The sequence below is a fragment of the Salinimicrobium terrae DSM 17865 genome (assembly GCF_000424665.1).
GTDB classification, from domain to species: Bacteria; Bacteroidota; Bacteroidia; order Flavobacteriales; family Flavobacteriaceae; genus Salinimicrobium; species Salinimicrobium terrae.
Window position 1 is genome coordinate 16,669 of the sequence record NZ_AUKI01000002.1, and the last position, 26,700, is coordinate 43,368.

The following is a 26,700-nucleotide window of genomic DNA, read 5'->3' on the forward strand; positions in this document are numbered from 1 at the left end:
CACATTTTTGACACCTATGAATAAGACAGCTTTAGTAACAGGAGCCAGTAGCGGGATTGGAAATGCAACAGCCATTGCCCTTGCCGAAGCCGGATTCAACCTCGTCATTTGCGGCAGAAGAAAAGAAGCACTTCAGGAGCTTAAAACCAGACTTCAGAAAAAGGTAAAAGTTGAAATTCTGATTTTCGACGTAAGAAATAAGGAGGAAGTTAATAATGCATTACAGGGCCTTCCGCAGGAATTCAAAAGAATAGATGTTTTGGTGAATAATGCCGGTAATGCCCATGGTCTTGATCCTATACAGAATGGAAATATGGATGACTGGGACGCCATGATCGATATCAATGTGAAAGGCTTGCTGTACGTGAGCCGGGAGATCATTCCTCAAATGGTGGAGAGAGGAGCAGGAGACATTATCAACATTGGCTCACTAGCCGGAAAAGAAGTTTATCCCAACGGGAATGTCTACAGCGCCAGTAAACATGCGGTAGACGCTATTAATCAGGGAATGAGAATCGACCTGAACGGAAAAGGAATTAGAGTGGGTGCTATTAATCCCGGATTGGTGGAGACTAATTTCAGTGAGGTAAGATTCAAAGGAGATTCCGAAAGAGCGAAATCTGTTTACGAGGGATATCAGGCCTTAAAACCTGAAGACATCGCCGAGCTTGTGGTTTTCGTTGTCACAAGACCCGCTCATGTAAATATAGCCGACCTGCTGGTACTGCCTACTGCACAAGCCAGTTCTACAATTGTGCATAAGGAATAAGAAGCCATGATCAACAAGCGCCTTCTTATTAAAAACCTGCTCGCACATAACAGCGAGAATAGTTTTTATGATAAAAAGCGCCAGATCAACCTAGCCGAGAAAGAAGGTAAAGCCAAATTTTTAAAACATATTTGCGCCCTTGCCAATTCCAATCCCAACAACAATTCCTTTATGGTTATTGGCGTTGAAGACGCGGATAATGCGATCCAGGGAGTAGATTTCTTTGATGACAGCAAAATACAGAATTTGGTGAATGCCTATATTGAGAATCCGCCGCTGGTAGCCTATGAAAATATTCCTTTTCCGCACTTATCTGATGAGTTAGTGGTAGGGCTGGTAACCATACGGCCTAACAAAGACAGAACCTGCTCATTACGCAAAGGCATTTGGAAATATCCAAAAGGCAGCGTTTTTTTAAGAGAAGGCAGCATAAGTATTGCTTCAGAATTTTCCCGTGGAACCCAAAGTGACAATTCGCTTATTGTAGAATCAATAGAAGCCCATTCCCAAAACAACATAGAAATGACACTCGATGGGGTTTTTGACTTTATGGGAAAACATAAAAACCTGAGCCCCATTTATAAAGTTTTTAAAGAGTATTTTGTTATTTGCTGGAGTGGAAAGAAAAAAGAACTGAAGGGGAACACCTATTTTTCAAGGGTAGATATTGAACTTATTAATGAGCAGGTAAAGCTGTTTTATTCTGAACTTGATGAGGTGAGTATAGAAATTTCTGATGATCTATTTACGATCCTGGAATATGTGCGGCTGGGACTAAATGACAGATTCCAGTATTACCCCCTGGAAGAGGTGAAGATCTTTTTTAGAGATAATGCCACTTACGAGATCAAGACCAATATGCTCTTTGAGCCTCCACAGTTTGAGAAAAGGACTTTATACCATATTTACAATTCCAATATTGCACTGGTAAATAAGCTAAAGCAAAACCTTACATTATCTCCGTCCGAAGAAAAAGACCTCTATAACTTGCCAGCCACCTATTTGTTATGTTACTTCAATGGTTTTAACGCAGCACTGGAAAAGCTGGAAGAATCAAAAGACGAATTAAGGAAATATGATGAAAGGATCTATCAGCAATATAAGGACAGCCTTCGGATCCTAAGAAAGGTAAAATATAATTGAAAATGGGAAGAACTCTGGTTATTGGAGATATACATGGGGGGCTAAAAGCCCTTGTTCAGTTACTCAAACGAGCTAACATAACCCCCGAAGACGAACTCATTTTTCTTGGGGATTATGTTGATGGCTGGAGTGACTCGGCAAATGTAGTTTCATATCTTATTGAGTTTGCCAAACAAAACACCTGCATCTTTTTGCGTGGTAACCATGATGATCTCACCCATCGCTGGCTTAAAACCGGCGAGCTAAATGACAGGTGGCTCCAGCATGGAGGCCAATCCAGCATCGATGCCTACAGGCAATTTTCAAATAAGGAAAAAGAAGATCATATTGAATTTTTTGACCAAATGGTCAATTATTACATCGACAAAGAAAACCGTTTGTTTGTTCATGCAGGATTTACTAATCAAAAAGGTCCCGGGGAGGAATACACGCCCACCCCGTTTTACTGGGACCGTACGCTTTGGGAAATGGCCATGGCCCTCGACCCTTCGTTAAAACCGGGAGATACCCATTACCCAAAACGCCTGGAACTGTTCAATGAAATTTTTATTGGTCATACGCCTGTAACGCGGATAGGCCGGGATAAACCTACCCGTTTTGCCAACGTGTGCAATGTAGATACAGGGGCAGCTTTTATGGGAAAAATTTCTTTATTGGATGTGAACTCGGGGGAATTGGTTCAAAGTGATCCTGTACATTCACTATATCCCGAAGAATCGGGCAGAAATTAAGATTATTTTTAAATATCTCCCTTATTAACTTCTTATCTTTGTAGATTACCAATCCTTAAATGGTGCGGTGTTAACCTTGCAAGATAAATTTTATGGCCCTTAAGAATATACGTTTAGAAGTAATGCAGACCGTGGAAAAATCCATTGATGATTTCGTGGAAAAATACCTTATTCCCGTTGAAGATATATGGCAACCTACAGATCTTTTACCAAATTCTCAGGAAGAAGGTTTTTTTGAAGAAGTGAGGCAAATACGTGAGGAAGCCCAGGAATTAGGGTATGACTTCTGGGTGGTGTTGGTAGCCGATATGGTAACCGAAGAAGCTCTTCCTACCTATGAATCCTGGCTTATGGATATGGAAGGAGTGGAGCAGCACGGGCAGCAAAAAGGATTACAGAATGGTTGGGCTAAATGGATTCGCCACTGGACCGGGGAAGAGAACCGTCACGGGGACACCCTTAACAAATATCTTTATCTCTCGGGAAGGGTAGACATGAAAGAAGTTGAAAAAACTACTCAATATTTAATTAACGACGGTTTTGACATTGGAACAGGACGTGATCCTTACCGCAATTTCGTTTACACAAGTTTCCAGGAATTAGCGACTAACATTTCTCACAAGCGGGTAGGCCAGCTGGCGAGAAAGAAAGGAAATAAAATGCTGGCAAAGATGTGCAACATCATCGCCGGTGACGAAATGCGCCACCACCTTGCCTACAGGGAGTTTGTAAAGACCATTTTCGAATATGACCCAAGTGAGATGATGCTGGCTTTTGAAGATATGATGAAAAAGAAGATTGTTATGCCGGCGCAGTTTATCAGGGAAAGTGGTCAGGGAATTGGCGAAGCTTTTGAAAATTTCTCCAATGCCGCTCAGAGACTCGGGGTTTATACCACCCAGGATTATATTGAAATTCTTCAAAAACTTAATGAATACTGGGAGATCGACAAAATTAACTCTCTTACAGATCAGGCTGAAAAAGCCCGTGATTATCTTATGAAGTTACCAGACAGGATGACAAGGATCGCAGAAAGAATAAAAGTTCCGCAGGATCCTCACCAGTTTGCCTGGGTAGCTCCAAACGGAAAATTATAATCTACAACCCCGCAATTGTGGGGTTTTTTTAATGCTTAGAATTGAGAAAGGTTTAATTTTCACCTAACCAAGATCTCTTTCAGCTTTGCAAAATTAAAATCCTCGGATACTACAATAAAAATTATTCCGCCTGATCCCCTAGCTCCATAAATAACAGTGATTTTTCCCGTTTCTACATTCACTTCGGAAATATTCTCCGGAATCAGCATTTTTGAAACCTCAACAATTTTTTCCGCAGATGGATTAGTAGGAAAAATTATCCGCCCCTCCTTGTTCTTAGTGAAAATATAAATGGGTCTTGAATTAAAGTTAATTCTGTTCCTTGAATCTTTTTGGTGCGGTATGCCCGGTTGTGCTATTACAGCGGTGTCTGCCATCCACCTTTCCTTAATCATCTCCAATTTTTCCTCAAGCTGCCGGTCATCCAGTTCCTGTAGCCATCGGGAATTTTGTTCTTCGGTAGTTATTGGCCCGGCTTTTTGTGCAAAAGAAACGTTGACTGATAATAGAAAGACTAATAGAAGGTATCTCATTTTGTTTAATTTTAATTTCAGGAGAAACGAAGATCAGAAATCTGCTTCTAAAATGCCATTTTTGAGATCTATTCCCACACCAAATTTTTTGCTTTCTCTATTTAGAACCTCCCGGAGCCAAGCTGCATCTTTATTAGAAGGTTTGTTAAGGCTCAATTTCTTTATTTCCATAGGTACCATTTCCAGGTTAACAAGATCTCCGCTATTGGGATCTAATTCGGGGAAATACATAAGGGAAAGTTCTCCCCGGTACTTTTCATGACCACCAATGCCTTCGTAATCATTGATAAAATCTCCTGCTCCGTAAAGAATTAGTTTGTCGTTGTACACTTCGATCCCCATGGGATGGTGCGATGAATGACCGAAAATCAAATCAACACCTGCCTTATCTATTAACGAATGGGCAAATTGCCGATGCGCTTCAGGAACATCATAGCCCCAATTAGGTCCCCAATGCATTGATAAGACAACTATGTCTCCTTCTTTTTTAGTAGCTGAAATATTTTGTTGTATCTCCTCAACCTGCTGCTCTGTAAAGGCCGGCAAAAAATTTACTCCAGATCTGTCATTTTTGGCAGCCCAGGTTTCAGGAATTCCGCTTCCGGGGGAGCCGTAAGAGTAAACCAAAACCCGTCCCTTTTCTACCTCAAAGATGGATGATTCGGCTGCTTCCTCTTCGCTTTTACCGACTCCCGAAAATGCTACTTTTGCATCATGCAGGCTGCGCATAGTTTCTGCCATGCCTTCCCGGCCCCAATCCAGCACATGATTATTTGAAAGACTGGCGTGATCAATGCCGGCCACAGTGAACAGCTTCACATTTTTTGGGTGCATACGGTAATGGATTCCTTTCCCCGGCCAGGGCTCATCATTGGTTGTAATACTGGTTTCCAGGTTGATAAGCTTAAGATCTGGATTATATTGGTCCCAAACCTTCAACGCATCTCCCCAAATGTACCTGTAGCTTAAGGGAAGATCCAGCTCTCCACTCTCCTGCTCTGCAAACAAAAGATAATCCCGGGCATCTTTTACGTAAGGTTCGTAAAGAATCGGCCCTACAGAAAAGGGCAAAGCCTGATCAATACCCCGGCCAGTCATAACATCCCCGGCCAAAAAAAGTTTTAAGGTCTCTTTTTCCATAGATGTCTGAGCAGTGCAAAAAATACCTGCAAGTATTCCGCAGCAAAACATTAATTTTTTCAGCATTTTTGGCACTCTTCAATTTTTTGTTCCCAATAAGATACACATTTTAGAGAATATGTCTTTTCCGGCAATGGCAGTAGCAGCCGATTTATCACTAAGTTTGCAGAGCAAAAATTCAGCATGAGTTCGCCTAAAAATCCACTTTTTATCATTCTTGCCTTTTTTTCCATCTATGTGATTTGGGGATCAACTTATGTGTTAAACAAGATTGCGGTGACCGAATTGCCTCCATTCATGTTGGCTTCAATACGTTTTGTAACTGCCGGTCTCTTGATTTTCGGAATAAGCCTGGCAATGGGTAAAAGATTGCGAATTACCCGCGCCCAATTTTGGAACACCGTAATTGCCGGTTTCCTTTTTTTGGCTTTTGGAAATGGGGTTGTGGTGTGGGCACTGAGGTTTGTTGACAGCGGTTTTGCCGCCCTGGTCATTTCTGCTCAGCCCCTGGTGGTTCTTGTGTTCATGAGAATTTTTGAAGGTAAAAAGATCCTGCCCATGTCAATGGTGGGAGTAGCTTTAGGATTAATTGGGATCTACCTGCTCGTTAGCCAAAAGGAAATTACTTCCCAGGAAAATTCCATCCTCGGAATCCTCATGATCTTTGCCTGTCTCTTAAGCTGGTCTTACGGAAGTTTATTTGTAGGCCAAGCAAATTTACCAACCAATCACTTTGTGAATACCGGTTACCAAATGTTTACTGCCGGAATCATTCTTGGTGTTTCAAGTTTCCTGTTTGATGAACCATGGAGTTCTCCAACCGGCTGGAGTACACCGGTGCAATATTCAATGATACTGCTTATTATTTTTGGAAGTATAGTAGCTTTTACTGCTTTCAATTACCTGTTAAAGGTGGTATCTCCCGAAAAAGTGGCAACTTCCACTTATGTTAATCCGGTAATAGCCATGCTCCTGGGCTGGTATTTTCTTGATGAGCAAATTACAACCCAGTCGGCTATCGCCGCTGCGGTTTTATTGACGGGGGTATATTTTATTAATACCAAGAAGAAATTAGTGGTACTGTCAAGATTCACCAGCAAAGCATCCCACTACCTTAAAAATAATTAGGCTCACGATTCCCAGATGTCTCTTCCTTGCTAAGAATTGACTTCTGAAAAGTTCAACTTTTACCAGAATTTGAACAGGTTAAAAGGAATATCTATTCTACATCCAGAACCTGATGATTGACATTCACTCCCTCATCCTGGATTTCAAATTCAAGAATTTTTTTTAAAGCACCTTCTTCTTCCTCAAGGTAGCTTCCGGTTGTGGATTCCTGTTGGCCATTGCTTCTGGAGAAACTGAAGGTGTATTTCCCGTCGGCAGAATTTCCTGGTACCTGGAGAGTATGTGCAATTTCCTGCCCTGCAGGTAAAACATCAGCTTCAAATGAAACCCGGTCTCCGGCAGTGAATAATTTAAGGTTTTCTACAGGTTCCGCAGTATTGTTCACTATTTCAATTTCAAGAACATGGTCTTCGGGGACACAAGAAAAAAATAAACCTGTAAAGAATAAAAGAAGTAGATTTTTTTTCATAGCTGTATTTGACTTTAATTTTCTCCTAAGATAAAGAATCTGCTTCATTAAAAGAAAACACCTTCGCACTCAAGGAGGGGTTGGTCCTTTCCTGGGGGTTTAAGAACCCATAACTTAACATACTTTAACCCTTTCTCTTGATCTACATCAATTTCAACCGGGATACCCTTTCGTACTTTTGAAGTAATTGATAATTGACCTAATCTTAGGTCGCTAATAAATTAAATATGAGTAACAAACAAGCACTATTACAAACTTATAATAAAGAAAATCTTAACTTGAAAAATAGGGTGGTAATGGCACCAATGACCCGAAGCAGAGCCAATAATTCGGAAAATAAACCTACCGGGGAGCTTCAGGGGGAATATTATAAGCAGCGCGCCAGCGCCGGATTAATTATTACCGAAGGTTCCCAGATTTCCAAGCAGGCAGTGGGATATATTAATACCCCCGGAATTCATTCAGAAGAACAGGTGGAAGGCTGGAAAGAAGTCACTCAAAAAGTACATGAGGCAGATGGAAAGATTTTTATCCAGCTATGGCATGTAGGCAGAATGTCGCATCCGGATTTTCACAATGGGGAACTTCCTTTAGCACCTTCGGCTATAAACCCGAATGCAAAATCCTTTACTTCAGAAGGCCTGAAGGATACAGTTACTCCTAAGGAGATGAGTCTGAAAGAAATCAAGAATACCATTCAGGATTTTAAAAAAGCGGCTGCCAACGCCATGGAAGCAGGTTTTGACGGGGTGGAAATACACTCTTCTAACGGATATCTACTTCATCAATTCTTTAATGAAACCTCAAATCATCGAACAGACGAGTATGGAGGAAGTATTGAAAAGCGTGCTAAAATTCTCTTTGAAGTAATTGATGCCATTAAGGAAGTTATGCCCGAAAATAAAATTGGGATACGTCTTAACCCTTCGTTAAACGGTATTTTTGGAATGACCATGGATGAAGAAACAATACCCACCTTTGATTATATCGTTAAAAAATTAAACGATTATGATCTGGCATATCTTCATCTCTCCGAACCGTTTAATGATGTTTCAGACATTCCTTATGCGGAGACTGAAATTGCAAAACGCTACAGACCTGTTTATAACGGCACCTTAATGATCAATACAAATTTTAACCAGGAGAGCGGAAACGCGGTATTAGAAGAAGGAAACGCCGATCTTGTTGCCTTTGGAAAGCCATATGTCTCAAACCCCGACCTTGTGGAACGCTTTGAACAAGACATTGACCTGACGGAATGGGATCAGGATACTTTCTATACCCCCGGAAAGGAAGGGTACCTCGATTACCCTGTAAAAAGTGAAAGAGAGGCTTCATTACAATAGTTAAGTACTACAGCTAAAAAAAACCCGCTCTTTTAAAGCGGGTTCTTTTTTGTCTAAAGTCTTATGTACGAGTAGATCTTCTACAAATCGAACTTTATTCCCTGGGCCAATGGCAACTCAGTAGTGTAATTGATCGTGTTGGTTTGACGACGCATATAGATCTTCCATGCATCGGAACCTGATTCTCTTCCACCACCGGTTTCTTTTTCACCACCAAAAGCTCCGCCTATTTCAGCTCCGGATGTTCCTATGTTTACGTTAGCTATTCCGCAGTCAGATCCTTCTACAGAAAGGAATCTTTCGGCTTCTCTCAGGTTGTTGGTCATTATTGCAGAAGAAAGTCCCTGCTTAACGCCATTTTGAAGAGCTATAGCATTTTCAAGATCTCCGCTGTATTTCATGAGATATAAAACCGGAGCAAAAGTCTCATGCTGCACGATCTCATAATGGTTTTGTGCTTCAGCAATGGCAGGTTTTACGTAGCAGCCACTTTCATAACCCTCACCTTCCAGCACTCCGCCTTCCACAATGATCTTTCCGCCCTCTTCAACAACTTTATCCAAAGCCGCCTGATAATTTTTTACGGCATCCTTGTCGATAAGTGGCCCCACGTGGTTGTTCTCATCCAGCGGATTCCCAATACGCAGTTGCTTATAAGCATCTACAATGGCATTTTTCACCTTGTCATATACGTCCTCATGCACGATCAGTCTTCTGGTAGAAGTACAACGTTGGCCGCAAGTACCTACAGCTCCAAAAACAGCACCTATTACCGTATTTTTTACGTTCGCATCGGGAGTTACAATGATCGCATTATTTCCTCCAAGCTCAAGTAGGGATTTTCCTAAACGTGCCGCTACTGCCTGCGCCACAATCTTACCCATTCTTATAGAACCGGTGGCCGAGATAAGAGGTACGCGCTCATCATTTGTAAGCAAAGCGCCCACTACATAATCTCCTGTGATCAAACAGGAAATACCTTCGGGCAGGCCTTCTTCATTAAATACTTTAGCGGCGATATTTTGGCAGGCAACAGAAGTAAGCGGAGTCTTTTCAGAGCCTTTCCATACGCACACGTCTCCGCAAACCCATGCAAGGGCTGTGTTCCAGGCCCACACGGCTACAGGAAAGTTAAATGCTGAAATTACTCCCACTATTCCCAGTGGGTGATACTGCTCATACATACGGTGGCCTGGACGTTCAGAATGCATAGTAAGCCCATGTAACTGTCGGCTTAATCCCACTGCAAAATCGCAGATATCGATCATCTCCTGCACCTCACCAAGACCCTCCTGGTATGATTTTCCCATTTCATAGGACACCAGTTTTCCAAGCGGTTCTTTTAGTCGGCGTAATTCATCATTAAATTTCCGCACTATCTCTCCCCGCTGTGGCGAAGGCATGGTTTTCCATGTTTTAAAAGCCTCCTGTGCAGTTTCAATTACACGATTATAATCTTCTTCTGTAGTAGCTTTTACCTTTCCAATTAAAGCTCCGTCAACGGGAGAATATGATTCTATGACCTCTCCCGAAGAAAACCATTCCTTCCCTGTGGAAGTTCCGTTATTAACTTCGTCTACATTAAGTCCCAGCTCTTTCAAAGCTTGATTTATTCCAAATTTTTCGGCAGTTGCGCTCATTTTTGTTGTTGTTTTGTTATGGATTTGTTTGGATAGTTGCGAATATAAAAAATATTCATGGAAATCTTGAGCAGCTGCGGTCTACTTTGGCTTCTCCATCACCGTTCCGCATTCATTGCAAGTGCGAAGTTCCTTACTACTGTAAAAATGCTCAAAATGCTTCTGAAAATCATTCTCAATATCGTGCAACGGGAAATAGACTTCATAAAGTTTGTTGTTGCAGTTCTCACAAAACCACAGCAAACCATCTGTAGCTTTAATATCAGTTCTTTTACGTTCCACCACGATTCCCACAGAACCTGTAGTACGCTCTGGAGAATGTGGCAGTTTTGCAGGATTCAGGTACATATCTCCCGGTCCCAGTTCAAAAGTTCTTTTTTCCCCCTCGTCCTGGATATGCACCTTTATTTGCCCTTCCAGTTGATAGAATAATTCTTCTGTTTCATTATAATGATAATCCTTGCGGGCGTTTGGACCTCCAACCACCATCACGATATAATCTTCCGCATCGGGGTACAAACTTTTATTGGCCACCGGTGGTTTGAGCAGGTCACGGTTTTCCTTAATCCACTTGTTGAGGTTGAAAGGTTTTGGTATGGGCATAGAATTTTATTTTTAGGAGCCTAAATTTACGGAATCTTTTCCTGAAGGCCCTTCTCGAAGAATCACTTCGCTGCTAACCCACCCTTTTTTATTAACTTTCCTGCTGAAAAATCCAGATCATGAAAAAAATACTTTTCGTTTTTGCCCTTTTTGGCACCTTAGCCTGCAACAATTCTCCTGAAGAAAATTCAGTTAATACTGAAACTCCTGAAGTTGCTTCTGAAGAAAAGGATACCATTCCAAATTTCGGAATTGTCATACATGGTGGTGCTGGAACTATTCTGAAGGAAAACATGTCCGATTCTCTTGAGCAAGAATACAAATCAAAGCTTGAGGAAGCCGTGAGAGCGGGGCATGCCGTACTGGAGCGTGGAGGAACTTCAATTGAAGCCATCGAGCAGGCCATTAACATAATGGAAAATTCTCCGCTGTTCAATGCCGGTAAAGGTGCGGTTTTCACCAACGCCGGAACCAATGAACTCGACGCTGCGGTGATGGACGGAGAAACACTTAATGCCGGAGCTGTTGCCGGAGTAACTACCGTCAAAAATCCTATCGATCTTGCCATTGCAGTGATGAAAAATTCTGAACACGTGATGATGATAGGGGAAGGAGCCGAGACTTTTGCTGAAGAGCAGGGTATGGAACTTGTAGATCCGGAATATTTCTTTACAGAGAACCGCTTTAAGAGTCTTCAGCGCATCAAGGATTCAGAAAAAACACAACTGGACCATGATGATCAAAAAACGGCATTTTTAGATCCTTATATTAAGGATTCCAAGTTTGGGACCGTGGGGGCTGCTGCTCTTGACAAGCAAGGAAATCTTGCTGCGGGAACTTCTACCGGGGGAATGACTAACAAAAGATGGGGGCGTGTGGGAGATGTTCCTGTAATTGGCGCAGGAACTTACGCAAACAACAAGACCGCTGCAATATCGGGTACAGGATGGGGAGAATTTTTCATTCGTGGGGTAGTTGCTTATGACATTTCTGCACTTATGGAGTATAAAGGACTGTCTCTGCAGGAAGCTGCCGAAGAAGTGATCCAGAAGAAAAACGTTGAACTGGGAGGAAACGGCGGGATCATAGCCATTGACCACCAGGGAAATGTTGCGATGGAATTCAACACTGCCGGAATGTACCGTGCAAAAATGAACCGCAATGGAGAGCTGGAGATAGGGATTTATGGGGAGGAGGAGTAGGTAACCTTACCACTTCTTTGAGCCCTCTGTGGTCTTAAAGTAATTTATAGAGGGTGTTTTTTATTTTTATAGAAATGCACTTGCTCCTCTCATAATCTTTAACAGAAGATTATATGCAATTTTATTGAAGTACAGCGAGTAGCTTCATAGCTTTGGCGCGCCTAAAAATTGGCCTTATGAAGTATATTATCGTCCTAATTTTAATTTTCACCTTCCAGAGCAACATCCTTAGCGCACAGAGATTAACAAAGCAGCAGGTGGAGGATACTATTTCCAAAATGCCTGCTTTTTCCATGTATAAGGACACTTATTTCATATCGGGAGTGCCTTTTCAGAATGTTTCCAGGGAGACGGCAGATGCGAAATATCAAATTAGTTTTAGACAACTGCTTACGCGCCAGACTCTACCGCTGGATTCTTACCTCTTCTTAACCTATACACAAACTGCATTTTGGAGAATCTACAGTAATTCAAGTCCTTTTGAAGAGATAAATTTTAATCCCGGAATTCAGGTTGGAAAACCCATTTTTGACCGGCAGGAGAAAATTGTAGGGATGGCATTTTTAAAGGCTGAACATCATTCGAACGGCCGGGAATCCATCTACTCCCGAAGCTGGAACCACCTTGCAGCAAGCTATCACGCGAAGATCTGGGAAAAAACCACAGTTGCTGTAGAAGCATGGTTCCCTTTCCAGTACCAGGAAGACAATCCCGACCTCATGGAGTACATAGGTTATGGTGAAGTGAACGTAATTCAGGAAATCAAACAGGACAGGATGAGCATGGAACTCATGTTAAGGAAAGGCTGGAATTGGGAATCGAAAGGAGCGCTAAGGATGCGATTTATGTATCGTCCCTTCGGAATTAGAAATTTATATATCATGGCTGAATGGTACAATGGATATGCTGAAAACCTTATAGATTATGACGTCTTTACTAATATGGTTCGGGTGGGACTGGTTCTTCGGTCTGATGAACTCAACTTCCTGAAACAATCTCCTGCAGCCTCAGGCCAATAGAAGTCAATAATTATCACAGAATCTCTATTAAAATACGTCTACACTTCTTTAACACTTCTTTAGGTTCCTTTAGTTCGGAAATTTCAGAACCAAAGTGTAATTTTGCGCCTTCAATTTTTTAGGAGGTAAAAATGAAGTTAGAAGTACAAAAAAAGAACTTGATCGAAGAGCTTGGAGTGCACTTGGAGGGAGACAATCTTGCCCCTCTTGCTGCAAGAATTCTTTCTACTCTTATTTTATCAGGTAAGAAAGGGGTAACTTTTGATGAATTGGTATGTCAACTACAGGCCGGTAAAAGCACTGTTTCTACTCATCTTGATCATCTTCAAAATTCAAATCGTGTAAAATATTTTACCAAACCGGGTGACCGCAAGAGATATTTTGTAATTGACCCAAACCTTATCCTTAATGTTATGGATGAGATGATCGACAAATGGGAGAAAGAGAAAAAATTACATTTAAAAATTAAGGAATATAAAAAACAATGTAATTGTGAGGCCGAAGAAACCGGAGACTTCCAGTTCGATCTGGACTTCCAGGAAGATTTCCTCACCTTTTTAGAAGAAACCTCGACGGCGGTTAAAAAATTTAAAGCCAAACTTCTGGTAAGAAACAACTAACATTCAGACAGAAAGAAAATATGAGAAATTTAAGTTTTATAATATACATTTTAAGTGCTTTTACAGCGGTTTCTTGTCAGGACCAAAATCAAGGTCAGCAACAGGCGGGTGGTGCTGCACCATTTCCGGTTATAGAAGTTTCGCAGAGAACGGTTACCGGCTTTACATCATACCCTGTGAGCATTGAAGGAATTGTGAACAGCGCAGTAAGAGCTAAGGTGCCGGGATATATCACGCAGGTACTTGTAGATGAAGGTGAAAAGGTAAGCAAAGGACAAATTCTTTTCAAACTTGAAACAGAATCTCTTTCTCAGGATGCCGGGGCCGCAAAAGCCAATGTAAACGCTGCCCAGGTTGAAGTTGATAAGTTAAAACCACTGGTGGAAAAAGGAATTATTAGTTCAGTGCAGCTGGAAACTGCAAAAGCCAGGCTGGAACAGGCAAAAGCAGGTTACAGCAGCATTGCAGCAAGTATTGACTATGCCAATATAAAAAGTCCGGTAGACGGGAATGTAGGGGCTATCAACTTTAGGGAAGGTGCTCTTGTAAGCCCCGGAGATCCTACTCCTCTTACAACTGTTTCAGATATTGATGAGGTATATGCTTTCTTCTCTATGAACGAAAGAGATTATCTCAATTTTATTCAAAATGCAGAAGGAGAAAATCTTTCAGAAAAAATTGGGAATTTTCCTCCGGTACAACTTCAGTTGGTGAATGACCAGATTTATTCAGAATTAGGAGAGATACAAACAGTAACAGGCCAGGTGGATCCGTCCACAGGAACGGTAGGTTTTAGGGCCATTTTTCCTAATCCTAACGGCATTCTTGCAAGTGGAAATAGCGGTAGGATACGGATTCCCCGCACCTATGCAAATTTTCCTGTAGTGCCCGAATCTGCTTCTTTTGAGCAGCAGGGAAGGGTTTATGTTTATGGAGTGCAGGGAGACAGCATTGCAATTTCAGTCCCGATTGAGGTTGTAGACCGCGTGCAAAATCTAATTGTTGTGGGAGCCGGAGTTGAACCCGGAGATATGATCGTTGCCCAGGGAGTAGGAAAGCTTAGAAATAATACCCCTATTGTTCCGCAGCCGGTATCTTTTGACAGTATCGCTACCTCCATTAAACCAATCTTTAAATAGGAAAGACTAATGCTGAAGACTTTTATAGAGAGACCTGTTTTATCTACAGTAGTCTCAATAGTTATAGTAATGTTGGGTGTTTTGGCCATTACTACGCTGCCGGTGACTCAATATCCCGATATTGCACCACCCACCGTACAGGTGAATGCCAGTTATCCCGGAGCCAATGCTGCAACTGTTTTGGAGAGTGTGATCATTCCCATTGAAGAACAAATCAACGGAGTGGAGGGAATGGATTATATCACTTCCACTGCCAGTAACAACGGGAGTGCAAGTATCCAGGTCTTTTTTGAACAGGGCATTGATCCCGATATCGCCGCTGTGAATGTACAAAACCGGGTGGCGAGGGCTACTCCTTTGCTTCCGCGGGAAGTAACCCAGAGTGGAGTTACAACTCAAAAACAGCAAACAAGTGCCTTAATGTTCTTTACGGTGGTTTCTGAAAATGAAGCCTATGGTGCCACCTTTATTCAAAATTACCTGAATATCAACGTCATTCCTGAACTAAAAAGGATCAACGGAGTTGGAGACGTGAATGTATTCGGAGCCAAGACCTATGCAATGAGGATCTGGTTGCAACCGGAAAAAATGGCTGCCTATAATCTTATTCCTGCCGATGTTATTGGAGCTATTAATGAGCAAAGTCAGGAAGCTGCTGCGGGATCTTTAGGTCAAAATAATGCTGAAGCCTTTGAATATGTCATCCGCTACAGCGGTAGATACAACAGTGAAGAAGATTACCGGAACATCGTCATTAAAGCATTGGACGACGGAAGGTTCTTAAGACTGGAAGATGTAGCCGAGGTAGAACTTGACGCGCAGGGGTATAACGTGATCTCCTTCACGAATGGCAAACCCGGAGTAAGTATGGGAGTATACCAAACTCCGGGATCCAACGCGCAGGAGATCATCGAGAACATTCATGAAAAGCTGGATGAACTTGAAGATAATTTTCCGACAGGACTGGAGGTAAGAATAAACTTTGACTCCAACGAATTTCTTAATGCTTCTATAGATAAAGTGGTTCTTACCATTTTGGAAGCCTTTTTACTGGTGTTCCTGGTTGTATTTATTTTTCTTCAGGATTTTAAATCCACACTTATTCCGGCGATTGCGGTACCCGTATCTATTATAGGAACCTTCTTCTTCTTAAACCTCTTTGGCTATTCTATCAACCTGTTAACACTTTTCGCCCTCGTACTGGCCATTGGTATTGTGGTAGATGATGCGATCGTAGTTGTCGAGGCTGTTCACGCCAAACTGGAACAGGGTGCCGAAAATGCCAAGGAAGCAACACATTCTGCCATGGAAGAAATTGCAGGTGCGATCATCTCCATAACTCTGGTAATGGGTGCTGTGTTCATTCCGGTGACCTTCATTACGGGCCCAACGGGAGTCTTTTACGAACAGTTTGGAGTTACTTTGATGGTCGCTATTGCAATCTCAGCGGTAAATGCACTAACTCTGAGTCCCGCTCTTTGTGCACTTTTTTTAAAACCACATCACGAAAAAGAAGGCAAGAAGAAAGGCTTCTTAAAAAGGTTCTTTTCAGCCTTTAATGTCGCTTTTGATGTCACCACAAAAAAATACGTAAAATCCGTCTCCTTTTTATATACACATAAATGGATAACCGGCGTGATCATTATAGCCGCAGTAGGAGGAATTTTCTGGGCTTCTGCCATTACGCCCACAGGATTTGTACCCGATGAAGACCGCGGGATGATCTTCGCAAATATCGCGCTTCCTCCCGGGGCCTCTCTTGACAGAACTGCTGAAGTTACTGCGGAATTGAGCCGAAGAGTGCAGCAAATTCCCGGAGTGGATGTTGTTTCGGTCGTTAACGGATTCAGCTTTTTAGGAGGCGCCGGAAGTAACTACGGAATTTCATTTATCAAGCTCGATGACTGGGATGAACGAACAGAAGATGGTATGTCAGCCGAAGCTATCATCGGAAAATTCTTTGCCACAGCCGCGGGAATAAGTGATGCCGATATTCTCTTTTTCCAGCCTCCCAGCGTTCCGGGATTTGGTGCGTCATCGGGATTTGAGGTGAAGGTTTTGGATCGAACTGGCGGTAGTTTTGAACAATTGGATGGTGCCACACAGAACTATCTTGCAGATCTTTCTGAAAGGCCGGAGATCCTCTATGCAAATAGTTCCTTTAACACCAATTATCCGCAGTATGAGATTGACCTCAACATTCCAAAAGCCAAGGAAGCAGGAGTAGATATTGGCACTATTTTCTCCACCCTTCAGTCTTACATTGGATCTGTATATGCTGCCGATTTTGCCCGCTTTGGAAAGCAATACCGGGTATTTGTTCAAGCCTTGCCCGAGGACAGAGCGACAGTAGATGACCTCAATTCAATTTTTGTGCGTAATTCCCAGGGAGAAATGGCACCTATTACTCAATTCGTCACTCTGAGCCGGGTTTATGGGCCACAGTCGGTTACCAGGTTCAACCTCTTTAATTCGGCTAGTGTAAATGGTGCAGCGGCACCAGGTTTCTCTTCGGGAGACGCTATTGCTGCCGTGCAGGAAGTGGGAACGGGATCCCTTCCAGAAGGTTTTGATATAGGTTTTTCCGGCTTAACACGGGAAGAAATATCGGCAGGAGATCAAACCACCTTTATCTTTTTATTAAGTATCCTGTTTGTGTTCTTTATCCTTGCAGCTCAGTATGAAAGTTACCTGCTGCCTTTTGCAGTCTTACTCTCTCTTCCGGTAGGAGTAATGGGAGCCTACGTTACCACAGCCCTCACCGGCCTTGAAAACAATATTTATTTTCAAATCGCACTCATAATGCTGCTGGGCTTACTCGCCAAAAATGCCATTTTAATCGTGGAATTTGCTATACAGAGACGTAATGCCGGGAATTCTATAGTTGATTCTGCACTTGGTGCAGCACAAGCCCGTTTGCGACCCATCCTTATGACCTCCTTTGCCTTTATCGTAGGGCTTCTTCCTCTTGTATTTGCGACAGGAACAGGAGCTGCAGGAAACAGATCAATCGGGACAGGGGCTGTTGGCGGATTGTTAATAGGAACTATTCTGGGGGTTTTCATTATTCCTATTCTTTTTATCCTTTTCCAGTGGCTTCACGAAAAAGTCTCCGGTGAACCTAAAGCCGCAAATGAAACTCTTTAGAAAATGAGAAAAATTCAAATATTTAAGTTTGTTTTAATTCCGGTTGTATTGCTGTCCCTACAGTCGTGTTTTGTGGCTAAGGAATACACCCGGCCTGCGGAAGTCGTAGAAAACGAAACGTACAGAACAGATGAACTTCCTACAGATACTATTTCCATGGCCCGAATCTCCTGGAGAGACCTGTTTACAGATCCGGTTTTAGAGGGTCATATAGATCGGGCACTGGAGAATAATATTGACATTCGTATAGCCCTGCAGCAAATAGAAGCTGCGGGTGCCTACCTTAAACAGGCAAGAGCTGGGCATTTACCTACATTAGGATTATCTGCGCAGGTGACTCACCAGCAACTGGCGCAAAACAGTCAGTTTGGAAGCTTTTTTGAAGGGTCCATTACTCAGTATGACGCCACCGCCAACCTTTCCTGGGAAGCCGATATCTGGGGAAGGATTGCCAGCAATCAAAGAGCACAAAGAGCAGCCTACCTGCAAACAGTTGCAGCTCATCACGCAGTAAAAACCCGCTTAATAGCAAATGTTGCCAATCTTTACTATCAGCTTTTGGCACTAGATGAGCAGCTGGAAGTAACGCAGGAAACAGTTGAGAACAGGATAAACAGTCTTGAAACTATTGAAGCCCTCAAAGAAGCGGGAAATGTGACTGAGGTAGGCGTAAAGCAAACCGAAGCTCAGCTCTACCGGGCCCAGGCAGTAGTAATAGACCTGGAAAACCAGATAAGACTTCTGGAAAATACATTTTCGATCTTACTGGGAGAGGCTCCACATGCTATTGAAAGAACTGAACTTGGGCTTCAGGAATTAAATACCGATCTAAGGATAGGAGTGCCGGTGCAGTTACTTAGAAATCGTCCCGACGTCATAGCTGCGGAATATAATCTTGTAAACGCTTTTCAACTTAAAAATGTCGCCAGAAGCAACTTCTATCCCGCGCTACGTCTCACAGCGAATGGTGGATTCCAGAGTCTCGACCTGGCTAAACTTATCGATGCCAATTCTTTATTTGCAACACTGGTAGGTTCTCTTACGCAGCCTATTTTTAACAGAAGACAGATCAGGACACAGTTTGAAGTAGCTCAGGCACAGCAGGAAATCGCATTTCTGGAATTTAGAAGAGCCATCCTTGATGCTTCGAGAGAAGTTTCGGATGCTTTGTACAACTACGCTGCAGCCGACAAAAAATTAGATATCAAGCAGAATGAATTTGAAGCCTACGAACTGGCGACTTCTTATTCAGAAGAATTGCTAAATAGTGGTTTCGCAAATTACCTGGAAGTGCTTACTGCAAGGGAGAATGCTCTAAACTCACAGCTGGAGCTGGTAAATATTAGATATGAAGAATTGAGTTCCATAGTGAATCTTTACCAGGCCCTTGGCGGCGGCTGGGAATAATTTTTTTTGCATCGCCGTGGTTGAAAGAACGGCCGTCTGGAGATTTCCAAATCGTCATTCTGAATTTATTTCAGAATCTTTTTGATCTGATGTTTAAATTATATAGAACCTGAAACAAGTTCAGGTTGACCGCTATCAGTTCAAATCAGCTTCATCGTTTTTACTTCAACATGCTTCCCTTGGCTGCCCACCAGGGATGGATCTCCACCTCCAGCCTTCCCGCTTCCACCATAGGATCAAGCCGGGCAAGACTGTCGGCCATTTCTATAGTGGGAATGTTGTAAACTGCAATTCCGCGAATATTACCATCATCACCTAAAGGACCGGCAAGACTTATATAACCTTCAGAAGCCATTCGACTCAGGTGTGCTAAATGTTGTTTCTGAAGTACTGCTGCAGTGGCAGAATCCTGCGCCCGGTTCGTACCCGATTTCAGGAATACTATAAAATACTGCTGCATCAGGTAAGTACTATCTTCCTCTTCATATAGAAAAGTTTGATAGCCTTCCTCCTTTAGTAGACGGTCCCGTTCATCTATATTGGGCAAATCATCGATGGCGGCTTCCACTTCGGCAGGTCCCGGAATTCCGCGGATATCTTCTTCATAATCCTTGCATCCTGTCAAGGCCAGAAAAATCAAACCGATTGTTAATCTCTTCATTTATTGAAATTTGTCCATTCTTTAAATGGGAATTTACTAAGATAAGAATTGTAATATTTTTTGTTTCCGGTGACTTCAGCTCCTAACCAACTTGGCTTTTCAATTTCTTCCTGTGGATAGTGCAGTTCAACTTCTGCCAGTAATAAACCATCATTTTCTCCGGCAAATTCATCAGCTTCAAAAATGTGACATCCGACTTTAATTTCGTAACGTGTCTTCTCAATAATTCCCGGCTCACACAACTTCAAAAGTTCTTCAGCTTCAGCAACAGGAATTTCCTTCTCCCATTCAAACCTGCTTAAACCGTCACTGCTACTTTTACCTTTAATTGTTAAGAATCCTTGATCACCACTTATTCTCACCCTCACAGTTCTTTCCAATGCTGAATTAAGGTATCCCTGGACAATCCTTGTCTTGCTGAAAGCTTCATCCCTAAAATCGGGGATATCTAAAATGAGAAATTTTCGCTCTATTTCCTGCATTTGCTTTTATTAACGGTAACTCTCTGCAATTTCTCTGATTTCACCCGACTCTATTCTCGTGGAGGCGTATTTATTATTGGCAACATAGATCATCGCATCTGCAATCGTTCCTGCGTGAATGCTCCGGTACTTTTTTAAAGGTCCAACAAGCAAATGGTTCCCCACGCTCATTACCTTTTTCCATGCTGCTTCAAAAGGGCGACTTTCTTCCCTATTTCCGGCGATGAGAGAGGGTTCAAAAATGTAGGTTTCAGGAATTTCCTGCACCAGCACATCCCGCTCCATTTCCCCTTTGGTACGGTTATAGAAAAAGCGGCTTTCGGGATCGGCTCCAAGAGCGGAAATGACTAAAAATCGAGGAATATTATTCTTCTTAGTCAATTTTGCTGCCGATACCGGGATCCCGTGGTCGATCTTATAATATTTTTCCTCATCGGGTGTTTTTGACTGGGTGGTACCAATGCAGCAGAAAACTTCGTCGGCCTTAAAGTCTTCCGAATGCTTCTCCAGTTCAAAAAGGTCAACTAAATGTTCTTCAATTTTGTCATTTTTGACACCTATGGGAGAACGGGAGAAAAGTTTGATCTTGCTGTACCTGTCATCGTTAAGAAGTTTGTGGAGCAGCTCGCCACCGGTAAGACCGGTAGCTCCTAATATTATTGCTGTTTTCATAGCATTTGTTTTTTATGAAGATAACAGATTTCAACCTCAATTCCTAGGTGTCAAAAATGGCACTTTTAGAACATTATTTTTTTGCAAATTCCCTGAGACAGAAAGAACTTCCTCTCACGTTCAACAATAAGTTTCACTAATTTTACCACAATGAAGGAGACAAGACAGCGGAAGATCATTCATGTAGACATGGACGCGTTCTATGCCTCGGTGGAGCAGCTGGATAATCCGGATTTAATAGGAAAACCGATTGCCGTGGGAGGCAGTTCCCAACGCGGCGTAGTAGCTGCTGCGAGTTATGAAGCCAGGAAATTTGGTGTAAAAAGTGCAATGAGCAGTGTCCTGGCAAAGCGCAATTGTCCCAACCTCATATTTGTTAAGCCGCGTTTCGACCGCTACAGGGAACTTTCTCAGCGCATTAGAAATATCTTTTTCGAATATACCGACCTGGTAGAGCCGTTATCTCTTGATGAGGCATACCTTGATGTTACTGAAAATAAAAAAGGAAATCCCAGTGCTTCTCTTATCGCCAGGGAAATTAGGGAAAAAATTAAGGAAAGGACAGGCTTAAATGCCTCTGCCGGAATTTCCATCAATAAATTCATTGCCAAGGTGGCGAGTGATGTTAACAAACCAAACGGGCAAAAAACAGTACCTCCCGAAGAAGTACAAGCTTTTTTGGAAGAAATGGAAATTAGAAAGTTCTACGGGGTGGGCAAAGTAACAGCCGATAAAATGTACCGGCTGGGAATTTTTACCGGGAGGGATCTTAAAACCAAATCTCTTGAATTTTTAAATGAAAACTTCGGCAAGAGCGGGGAATATTATTTTTATGTAGTGCGCGGGATTCACAATAGCGAAGTAAAGCCTTCGCGTATCAGGAAATCTTTGGGCGCAGAACGTACTTTTGAGGAGAATATCTCTTCAGAAATTTTTATGCTCGAGCGGTTACAGAATATTTCCGAAGAAATTGAACGACGACTGGCAAAAAGTAAGGTGGCGGGGAAGACAGTTACTTTAAAGATCAAGTACAGTGATTTCACTCTCCAAACCCGAAGTAAAACTCTTCCAAATTATGTTTCTTCCAAAGAACATATCTTGGAGACTGCAAAAGAGTTATTGTATCAGGAGAAAATGAAAGAGTCGGTTCGTTTGCTTGGTATTTCTCTTTCCAATCTCAATACCGATAAAGACGAAGAGAAAGAAGAGGAGAAAGTGATCGCAGTGCAGCTGAAGTTTGACTTCTAAAAGGATACCGCTGCGCTTTCAGAAGCAAGAAACAAGAAACAAGACATGGTCTCTTAAAAAAAGCCACAGAGATCTCGTCTCTGTGGCTTTTCTTTATCTCAACTCTAAGATCTCAGATCTAAAATTTATTCTATTTCAGAGATGCGCAGGGTATTCACCATTCCCTTATTGGTGATAGGCATAGCTGCGAGGTTGATCGTAAAATCTCCTTTCTCTACAAACTTATATTCTGTTGCAATCCTGTTGATATCGTCAATTGTTTCATCTGTACTCACCATTTTATCGTAATAGAAAGCACGAACTCCCCACAGGAGGCTCAACTGGTTGAGTATTCTTTTGTTGGAGGTGAATACCAGAATATTGGATTCGGGTCTCCAGGCAGATATCTGAAATGCGGTGTAACCACTATTAGTAAGCGTACAAATAGCCTGAGCTTTTATCTCGTTAGCCATGTGTGCTGCGTGATAACAAATGGATTTGGTGATGTACCTTTTTGTGCGCACATGAGGTGGTTCATGAGGAACTTTAATGAGTGGTGAATTCTCTACACTCATAAGAATTTGACTCATCTTTTCGATCACCTGTACGGGATAATTACCAACAGAAGTCTCTCCACTAAGCATAACAGCATCGGCTCCATCCATGACAGAGTTTGCCACATCGTTTACCTCTGCCCTTGTAGGGGTAAGACTGGTGATCATGGTTTCCATCATTTGAGTGGCAATGATAACCGGGATCCTTGCTTTCTTGGCTTTTAAAACCAATTGTTTCTGAATAAGCGGAACTTCCTGCGCCGGAATTTCTACACCCAAATCACCACGAGCAACCATGAGTCCGTCGCAGTAGGCTACGATCTTATCGATATTATCGACACCTTCTGGCTTTTCAATCTTGGCAATTATCGGAATTTTTTCATCTGTATGTTCCTTGATAAGGTTTTGAAGCTGAATAAGATCATCACTATTCCTTACGAAAGAAAGAGCAATCCAGTCGACACCCTGTTTAACAGCAAATTCGGCATCCTGGATGTCTTTTTCGGTAAGAGCCGGAAGGGAAATCTTTGTATTAGGAAGATTTACTCCCTTTTTTGATCTTAGGGGACCACCCTGGATCACTTTCGCCAGAACTTCATCCTTTTTATTGGTACTTACTACCTCAAAAATCAGTTTTCCATCATCCAACAAAATCCGTTCTCCGGCTTGAACATCCTGAGGGAATTCGTCGTAGTTCATATATACTCTGGAAGATGTTCCTTCAAACTCTTCTCCGGTAGCAAAGGTTATTTCGTCTCCTTTTGTAACTACTACCTCTTCCTTCATCTTACCTACCCGTAGTTTTGGTCCCTGAAGGTCTCCCAGTATGGCTGTGGTAAAGCCGAGTTCTTCGTTAAGCTCCCGGATAAGTTTTATGCGCTGTTCTACATCTTCATAATCGGCATGAGAAAAATTGATTCTGAACACGTTTACACCTGCACGCATCATATCTCTCAAAACATCTTTAGAACTGGTTGCCGGCCCTAAGGTGGCTACAATTTTAGTCTTTTTCGTATTCGGCATTAGTCAAATATTAAATTTTCTTTCGTTTTTATTTGATGAAAATCAATGTCATAGGCGGTAGACACCTGTGGGATCTCCATTATCCTGGAAGTGAGCATCTTTATAAACACCGCATCCAGTTCATCTTCGATCTTCATTAAAAAATCTACCTGCTTAAATTCCGGTAATAAAAATGATTTTTGGATAGCCAGTTGATCTTCCAAAAACAGAGAATCCTCAATTGATCCAGACCTTCCTTCCTGCCTGGATACATTGCTCACCAGGTGATAGGTGCAATATTTTTGCAGATCTTCATAAATAAAATGGGGGAAGAAAATACTATCCTTCCCTTTATGAAGATCAATGTCTCTGAGGGTCCTGGCCAACTTTAGGTTCAAATGCTTATTCAACAGATAAGCCAGCTTATATTCTTCTACCGAAGAATGTATAGCAAGGAGCTTATAGGGCTGTTCAAAAACGTCATCTAAAACCAGTTTATGCGCCGGCATATGATTTACATCAAAGGTTAAAGATAATTATTGTGTAGTAGAAAATTAATTTTTTTGGGGTATATTTTCAGAATATCTTACGAAAACGTTGTAGTTTCTGCTATATATTTAAGAGGGTGTAATTTTATTCTGCAGGGCATAATAGGCTCTTTTGGATGCTTTTTCTTCGGCTTTCTTTTTTGAAGTAGCTCGCGCTTTGGCCACTACTCTATTATCGATTCGGAGTTTCACGGCAAAATGTTTTAATTCATCCTTACCCGTATCTTCATAGATCTCATAGTTAAACTCCCTTTTCTCCTTTTGACACCACTCGATAAGAAGACCTTTATAACTTATTACCGTTCCCTCCAGTTGCTCAATATCCACATAGGGTTCGATGACCCGCTCATAGATAAACTTTCTTACATATCTGTAACCCCGGTCAAGATAAATGGCACCAACAAGAGCTTCAAAAAGATTTCCGTGAATATTCGTTCCAAATTGATCTGTGGGAATATTAGTCTGGATATGTTTTATTAATTCAAGGTCTTTCCCCAGCTCATTGAGATGTTTACGACTTACTATCTTGGATCGCATCTTGGTAAGGTATCCTTCGTTTCCGCCTGGAACTTCACTAAAGAGATGAGAAGCAATGACCGCACTCAACATGGCATCGCCTAAAAACTCCATTCTCTCGAAGTTAATAGCATTTCCGTCAGAATCTTTTTGATTGAGCGACCTGTGGGTAAACGCTTTTTTATAGTGGGAAATATTCCGTGGTTTAAAGCCCATGATCCTTGTCAATTCGACAAAAAAATTCCCGCCTCTGGAAGAGCGGGAATTTAATATATTTCTTATAACACTCATGGTGAGTCCTTAGTCGTCCATCTTTTTGAAAAGCACACAGGCATTATGACCACCAAAGCCAAAAGTATTGCTCATGGCTACCTTTACCTCCCTCTTTTGTGCCTTATTTAATGTAAGGTTCAATTCTGGATCAATATTCTCATCGGCAACCTCATGATTAATGGTAGGCGGTACCAACCCATGTTTCATGGCAAGGATTGATGCGATAGCTTCCACCGCTCCGGCAGCACCTAAAAGGTGTCCTGTCATAGATTTAGTGGAATTAATATTCATACTTTTTGCATGTTCCCCAAAAACCTTTTTAATCGCTTTGAGTTCGGCTACGTCGCCAAGTGGGGTCGAAGTACCATGTGTGTTGATGTGATCAACATCTTCCGGCTTCAGTTCTGCATTTCTAAGACAATTTTCCATTACAGCCACCACTCCAATTCCTTCCGGATGTGGTGCAGTCATATGGTGCGCATCCGAAGATAATCCCCCGCCGAGTACTTCAGCATAGATCTTTGCTCCTCTTGCTTTTGCATGCTCATATTCTTCGAGAATGAGAGCACCTGCACCTTCACCCAAAACAAATCCGTCTCGTGTAGCATCAAATGGTCTCGAAGCCGTCTCGGGACTTTCGTTCCTGGTTGACAGAGCGTGCATGGCATTAAATCCACCCATACCTGCAGGAGCAACTGCTGCCTCACTACCTCCGGTGACAATAACATCACTGTAGCCTAACCTGATGGTATTTAAGGCATCTATTAATGCATTAGCCGCAGAAGCACAAGCCGAAACCGTTGTATAGTTAGGGCCCATGAATCCATGTTTGATGGAAATATTCCCGGGAGCAATATCGGCAATCATTTTTGGTATAAAGAAAGGATTGAACCTTGGGGTTCCATCGCCTTTACCAAAAGCCAGAACTTCATCCTGAAAAGTCTCAAGACCTCCTATCCCGGCACCCCAAATCACTCCAACACGGAGCTTATCTACGGTATCAAGATCCAACCCCGAATCCTTTATAGCCTCATCTGAGGCCACTAAGGCATACTGAGCAAATTTGTCGAGTTTCCTGGCTTCTTTTCGATCGAAGTGATCTAAGGCATTGAAATTTTTGAGCTCACAAGCGAATTTAGTTTTGAATTTTTCGGTGTCGAAATAGGTAATGGGTGCAGATCCGCTTTTACCATTCACTAAACCTTCCCAGTATTCTTCAATATTATTTCCGATTGGGGTAAGGGCACCTAATCCAGTTACTACAACACGCTTTAACTCCATAAGGATATGTTACTTTTTATTTTTTTGCGTCTTCAATATAAGAGATTGCCTGACCTACAGTAGCAATGTTTTCGGCCTGATCGTCTGGGATCTGGATATCAAATTCCTTCTCAAATTCCATGATCAACTCTACAGTGTCTAATGAATCAGCGCCCAAGTCGTTGGTGAAGCTAGCTTCGTTTACTACTTCATTTTCGTCAACTCCTAACTTGTCAACGATAATCGCTTTTACTCTTGATGCAATGTCTGACATAACTTGTGTTTTTAATTTTAAATTAAGTGGCAAAAATAAAAAACTTTATTTTAAAACCTGTTTTTACTTTAAAAATGTGAACGTAAATTACATAATTT

The 26,700-nt window shown here is 42.1% G+C and carries 26 protein-coding genes; 13 read left to right on the forward strand and 13 right to left on the reverse strand.

What is annotated here, in order from left to right; genetic code table 11:
* The first annotated feature begins 16 nt into the window (after positions 1 to 16).
* The 4 genes from H148_RS0100635 to H148_RS0100650 all read left to right on the forward strand — a co-directional run bounded on the left by H148_RS0100635 (position 17) and on the right by H148_RS0100650 (position 3,740).
* On the forward strand, positions 17 to 769 hold the full coding sequence (locus tag H148_RS0100635) for an SDR family NAD(P)-dependent oxidoreductase (RefSeq protein ID WP_029033062.1): 753 nt from the start codon (positions 17 to 19) through the stop codon (positions 767 to 769).
* 6 nt (positions 770 to 775) lie between these two features.
* Entirely contained in the window at positions 776 to 1,912 is a 1,137-nt protein-coding gene (locus H148_RS0100640) for an ATP-binding protein (protein WP_029033063.1), read from the forward strand.
* A gap of 2 nt (positions 1,913 to 1,914) precedes the next feature.
* Positions 1,915 to 2,643 carry a metallophosphoesterase family protein gene (locus tag H148_RS0100645; protein ID WP_029033064.1) on the forward strand — a complete coding sequence of 243 codons (729 nt, stop codon included), beginning with the start codon at positions 1,915 to 1,917 and terminating at the stop codon, positions 2,641 to 2,643.
* 92 nt (positions 2,644 to 2,735) lie between these two features.
* Complete coding sequence (locus H148_RS0100650) at positions 2,736 to 3,740, forward strand: acyl-ACP desaturase (RefSeq protein WP_029033065.1); 1,005 nt, start codon at positions 2,736 to 2,738, stop codon at positions 3,738 to 3,740.
* 59 nt (positions 3,741 to 3,799) lie between these two features.
* On the opposite strand, the gene H148_RS0100655 is transcribed toward H148_RS0100650, so the two are convergent.
* Positions 3,800 to 4,273: a hypothetical protein gene (locus H148_RS0100655; RefSeq protein WP_029033066.1), complete on the reverse strand. Its 474-nt coding sequence runs from the start codon at positions 4,271 to 4,273 to the stop codon at positions 3,800 to 3,802.
* Positions 4,274 to 4,306: 33 nt separating this feature from the next.
* Entirely contained in the window at positions 4,307 to 5,479 is a 1,173-nt protein-coding gene (locus tag H148_RS16985) for a CapA family protein (RefSeq protein ID WP_083961530.1), read from the reverse strand.
* A gap of 117 nt (positions 5,480 to 5,596) precedes the next feature.
* Between H148_RS16985 and H148_RS0100670 the strand changes: the two genes are divergently transcribed.
* Positions 5,597 to 6,541 (forward strand): EamA family transporter, encoded by a 945-nt coding sequence (locus H148_RS0100670; protein WP_029033067.1) that lies wholly within the window; start codon positions 5,597 to 5,599, stop codon positions 6,539 to 6,541.
* Between the two features lie 91 nt (positions 6,542 to 6,632).
* Here the strand turns inward: H148_RS0100670 and H148_RS0100675 are convergent, their stop codons facing one another.
* The gene (locus H148_RS0100675; protein ID WP_156877175.1) at positions 6,633 to 7,010 is read right to left on the reverse strand and encodes a hypothetical protein; all 378 of its coding nucleotides are present in this window, start codon (positions 7,008 to 7,010) and stop codon (positions 6,633 to 6,635) included.
* Between the two features lie 227 nt (positions 7,011 to 7,237).
* Here H148_RS0100675 and H148_RS0100680 point away from each other — a divergent pair, with 227 nt between their 5' ends.
* Complete coding sequence (locus H148_RS0100680) at positions 7,238 to 8,356, forward strand: alkene reductase (protein ID WP_029033069.1); 1,119 nt, start codon at positions 7,238 to 7,240, stop codon at positions 8,354 to 8,356.
* Positions 8,357 to 8,436: 80 nt separating this feature from the next.
* Here the strand turns inward: H148_RS0100680 and amaB are convergent, their stop codons facing one another.
* The gene (gene amaB / locus H148_RS0100685; protein ID WP_029033070.1) at positions 8,437 to 9,996 is read right to left on the reverse strand and encodes an L-piperidine-6-carboxylate dehydrogenase; all 1,560 of its coding nucleotides are present in this window, start codon (positions 9,994 to 9,996) and stop codon (positions 8,437 to 8,439) included.
* A gap of 81 nt (positions 9,997 to 10,077) precedes the next feature.
* The gene (locus H148_RS0100690) at positions 10,078 to 10,599 is read right to left on the reverse strand and encodes a 3-hydroxyanthranilate 3,4-dioxygenase (protein ID WP_029033071.1); all 522 of its coding nucleotides are present in this window, start codon (positions 10,597 to 10,599) and stop codon (positions 10,078 to 10,080) included.
* Between the two features lie 119 nt (positions 10,600 to 10,718).
* Between H148_RS0100690 and H148_RS0100695 the strand changes: the two genes are divergently transcribed.
* The 6 genes from H148_RS0100695 to H148_RS0100720 all read left to right on the forward strand — a co-directional run bounded on the left by H148_RS0100695 (position 10,719) and on the right by H148_RS0100720 (position 19,133).
* Entirely contained in the window at positions 10,719 to 11,801 is a 1,083-nt protein-coding gene (locus H148_RS0100695; RefSeq protein ID WP_029033072.1) for an isoaspartyl peptidase/L-asparaginase family protein, read from the forward strand.
* A 176-nt stretch (positions 11,802 to 11,977) separates the two neighbouring features.
* Positions 11,978 to 12,820 (forward strand): phospholipase A, encoded by an 843-nt coding sequence (locus H148_RS0100700; protein ID WP_029033073.1) that lies wholly within the window; start codon positions 11,978 to 11,980, stop codon positions 12,818 to 12,820.
* Positions 12,821 to 12,951: 131 nt separating this feature from the next.
* Positions 12,952 to 13,440, forward strand: coding sequence for a GbsR/MarR family transcriptional regulator (locus tag H148_RS0100705; RefSeq protein ID WP_029033074.1), 489 nt, complete (start codon positions 12,952 to 12,954; stop codon positions 13,438 to 13,440).
* Between the two features lie 20 nt (positions 13,441 to 13,460).
* A complete protein-coding gene (locus H148_RS0100710) occupies positions 13,461 to 14,579 on the forward strand; it encodes an efflux RND transporter periplasmic adaptor subunit (RefSeq protein ID WP_029033075.1) in 1,119 nt (372 codons plus the stop codon).
* 9 nt (positions 14,580 to 14,588) lie between these two features.
* The gene (locus tag H148_RS0100715) at positions 14,589 to 17,726 is read left to right on the forward strand and encodes an efflux RND transporter permease subunit (protein ID WP_029033076.1); all 3,138 of its coding nucleotides are present in this window, start codon (positions 14,589 to 14,591) and stop codon (positions 17,724 to 17,726) included.
* A gap of 3 nt (positions 17,727 to 17,729) precedes the next feature.
* Complete coding sequence (locus tag H148_RS0100720; protein ID WP_029033077.1) at positions 17,730 to 19,133, forward strand: efflux transporter outer membrane subunit; 1,404 nt, start codon at positions 17,730 to 17,732, stop codon at positions 19,131 to 19,133.
* A 160-nt stretch (positions 19,134 to 19,293) separates the two neighbouring features.
* Here the strand turns inward: H148_RS0100720 and H148_RS0100725 are convergent, their stop codons facing one another.
* From H148_RS0100725 to H148_RS0100735, 3 genes are read right to left on the reverse strand one after another with little or no spacing between them, the layout of a single operon-like run.
* Positions 19,294 to 19,794: a YciI family protein gene (locus H148_RS0100725; protein ID WP_029033078.1), complete on the reverse strand. Its 501-nt coding sequence runs from the start codon at positions 19,792 to 19,794 to the stop codon at positions 19,294 to 19,296.
* Entirely contained in the window at positions 19,791 to 20,276 is a 486-nt protein-coding gene (locus tag H148_RS0100730) for a CYTH domain-containing protein (RefSeq protein ID WP_029033079.1), read from the reverse strand. Before H148_RS0100730 ends, H148_RS0100725 begins: the two co-directional genes overlap by 4 nt.
* A 9-nt stretch (positions 20,277 to 20,285) precedes the next feature.
* Complete coding sequence (locus H148_RS0100735) at positions 20,286 to 20,948, reverse strand: NAD(P)H-binding protein (RefSeq protein WP_029033080.1); 663 nt, start codon at positions 20,946 to 20,948, stop codon at positions 20,286 to 20,288.
* Positions 20,949 to 21,098: 150 nt separating this feature from the next.
* Between H148_RS0100735 and dinB the strand changes: the two genes are divergently transcribed.
* Entirely contained in the window at positions 21,099 to 22,196 is a 1,098-nt protein-coding gene (gene dinB / locus H148_RS0100740; protein WP_037324450.1) for a DNA polymerase IV, read from the forward strand.
* A 125-nt stretch (positions 22,197 to 22,321) separates the two neighbouring features.
* Here dinB and pyk read toward each other — a convergent pair whose 3' ends face one another.
* The 5 genes from pyk to H148_RS0100765 all read right to left on the reverse strand — a co-directional run bounded on the left by pyk (position 22,322) and on the right by H148_RS0100765 (position 26,602).
* Positions 22,322 to 23,752, reverse strand: coding sequence for a pyruvate kinase (gene pyk / locus H148_RS0100745; RefSeq protein ID WP_029033082.1), 1,431 nt, complete (start codon positions 23,750 to 23,752; stop codon positions 22,322 to 22,324).
* A complete protein-coding gene (locus H148_RS0100750) occupies positions 23,752 to 24,240 on the reverse strand; it encodes an IPExxxVDY family protein (protein WP_029033083.1) in 489 nt (162 codons plus the stop codon). The genes pyk and H148_RS0100750 overlap by 1 nt, the downstream gene beginning before the upstream one ends.
* A 108-nt stretch (positions 24,241 to 24,348) precedes the next feature.
* Complete coding sequence (gene rnc / locus H148_RS0100755) at positions 24,349 to 25,086, reverse strand: ribonuclease III (protein ID WP_029033084.1); 738 nt, start codon at positions 25,084 to 25,086, stop codon at positions 24,349 to 24,351.
* Positions 25,087 to 25,095: 9 nt separating this feature from the next.
* On the reverse strand, positions 25,096 to 26,349 hold the full coding sequence (gene fabF, locus H148_RS0100760) for a beta-ketoacyl-ACP synthase II (protein WP_029033085.1): 1,254 nt from the start codon (positions 26,347 to 26,349) through the stop codon (positions 25,096 to 25,098).
* Between the two features lie 16 nt (positions 26,350 to 26,365).
* Positions 26,366 to 26,602 (reverse strand): acyl carrier protein, encoded by a 237-nt coding sequence (locus H148_RS0100765; protein WP_013069791.1) that lies wholly within the window; start codon positions 26,600 to 26,602, stop codon positions 26,366 to 26,368.
* Positions 26,603 to 26,700: the final 98 nt, after the last annotated feature.

Excerpts from the sequence above, each read along its gene's own strand:
- H148_RS0100635 (WP_029033062.1), top strand. The coding sequence starts at position 17 with ATGAATAAGACAGCTTTAGTAACAGGAGCCAGTAGCGGGATTGGAAAT.
- H148_RS0100640 (WP_029033063.1), top strand. The coding sequence starts at position 776 with ATGATCAACAAGCGCCTTCTTATTAAAAACCTGCTCGCACATAACAGC.
- H148_RS0100645 (WP_029033064.1), top strand. The coding sequence starts at position 1,915 with ATGGGAAGAACTCTGGTTATTGGAGATATACATGGGGGGCTAAAAGCC.
- H148_RS0100650 (WP_029033065.1), top strand. The coding sequence starts at position 2,736 with ATGGCCCTTAAGAATATACGTTTAGAAGTAATGCAGACCGTGGAAAAA.
- H148_RS0100655 (WP_029033066.1), bottom strand. The coding sequence starts at position 4,273 with ATGAGATACCTTCTATTAGTCTTTCTATTATCAGTCAACGTTTCTTTT.
- H148_RS16985 (WP_083961530.1), bottom strand. The coding sequence starts at position 5,479 with ATGCTGAAAAAATTAATGTTTTGCTGCGGAATACTTGCAGGTATTTTT.
- H148_RS0100670 (WP_029033067.1), top strand. The coding sequence starts at position 5,597 with ATGAGTTCGCCTAAAAATCCACTTTTTATCATTCTTGCCTTTTTTTCC.
- H148_RS0100675 (WP_156877175.1), bottom strand. The coding sequence starts at position 7,010 with ATGAAAAAAAATCTACTTCTTTTATTCTTTACAGGTTTATTTTTTTCT.
- H148_RS0100680 (WP_029033069.1), top strand. The coding sequence starts at position 7,238 with ATGAGTAACAAACAAGCACTATTACAAACTTATAATAAAGAAAATCTT.
- amaB (WP_029033070.1), bottom strand. The coding sequence starts at position 9,996 with ATGAGCGCAACTGCCGAAAAATTTGGAATAAATCAAGCTTTGAAAGAG.
- H148_RS0100690 (WP_029033071.1), bottom strand. The coding sequence starts at position 10,599 with ATGCCCATACCAAAACCTTTCAACCTCAACAAGTGGATTAAGGAAAAC.
- H148_RS0100695 (WP_029033072.1), top strand. The coding sequence starts at position 10,719 with ATGAAAAAAATACTTTTCGTTTTTGCCCTTTTTGGCACCTTAGCCTGC.
- H148_RS0100700 (WP_029033073.1), top strand. The coding sequence starts at position 11,978 with ATGAAGTATATTATCGTCCTAATTTTAATTTTCACCTTCCAGAGCAAC.
- H148_RS0100705 (WP_029033074.1), top strand. The coding sequence starts at position 12,952 with ATGAAGTTAGAAGTACAAAAAAAGAACTTGATCGAAGAGCTTGGAGTG.
- H148_RS0100710 (WP_029033075.1), top strand. The coding sequence starts at position 13,461 with ATGAGAAATTTAAGTTTTATAATATACATTTTAAGTGCTTTTACAGCG.
- H148_RS0100715 (WP_029033076.1), top strand. The coding sequence starts at position 14,589 with ATGCTGAAGACTTTTATAGAGAGACCTGTTTTATCTACAGTAGTCTCA.
- H148_RS0100720 (WP_029033077.1), top strand. The coding sequence starts at position 17,730 with ATGAGAAAAATTCAAATATTTAAGTTTGTTTTAATTCCGGTTGTATTG.
- H148_RS0100725 (WP_029033078.1), bottom strand. The coding sequence starts at position 19,794 with ATGAAGAGATTAACAATCGGTTTGATTTTTCTGGCCTTGACAGGATGC.
- H148_RS0100730 (WP_029033079.1), bottom strand. The coding sequence starts at position 20,276 with ATGCAGGAAATAGAGCGAAAATTTCTCATTTTAGATATCCCCGATTTT.
- H148_RS0100735 (WP_029033080.1), bottom strand. The coding sequence starts at position 20,948 with ATGAAAACAGCAATAATATTAGGAGCTACCGGTCTTACCGGTGGCGAG.
- dinB (WP_037324450.1), top strand. The coding sequence starts at position 21,099 with ATGAAGGAGACAAGACAGCGGAAGATCATTCATGTAGACATGGACGCG.
- pyk (WP_029033082.1), bottom strand. The coding sequence starts at position 23,752 with ATGCCGAATACGAAAAAGACTAAAATTGTAGCCACCTTAGGGCCGGCA.
- H148_RS0100750 (WP_029033083.1), bottom strand. The coding sequence starts at position 24,240 with ATGCCGGCGCATAAACTGGTTTTAGATGACGTTTTTGAACAGCCCTAT.
- rnc (WP_029033084.1), bottom strand. The coding sequence starts at position 25,086 with ATGAGTGTTATAAGAAATATATTAAATTCCCGCTCTTCCAGAGGCGGG.
- fabF (WP_029033085.1), bottom strand. The coding sequence starts at position 26,349 with ATGGAGTTAAAGCGTGTTGTAGTAACTGGATTAGGTGCCCTTACCCCA.
- H148_RS0100765 (WP_013069791.1), bottom strand. The coding sequence starts at position 26,602 with ATGTCAGACATTGCATCAAGAGTAAAAGCGATTATCGTTGACAAGTTA.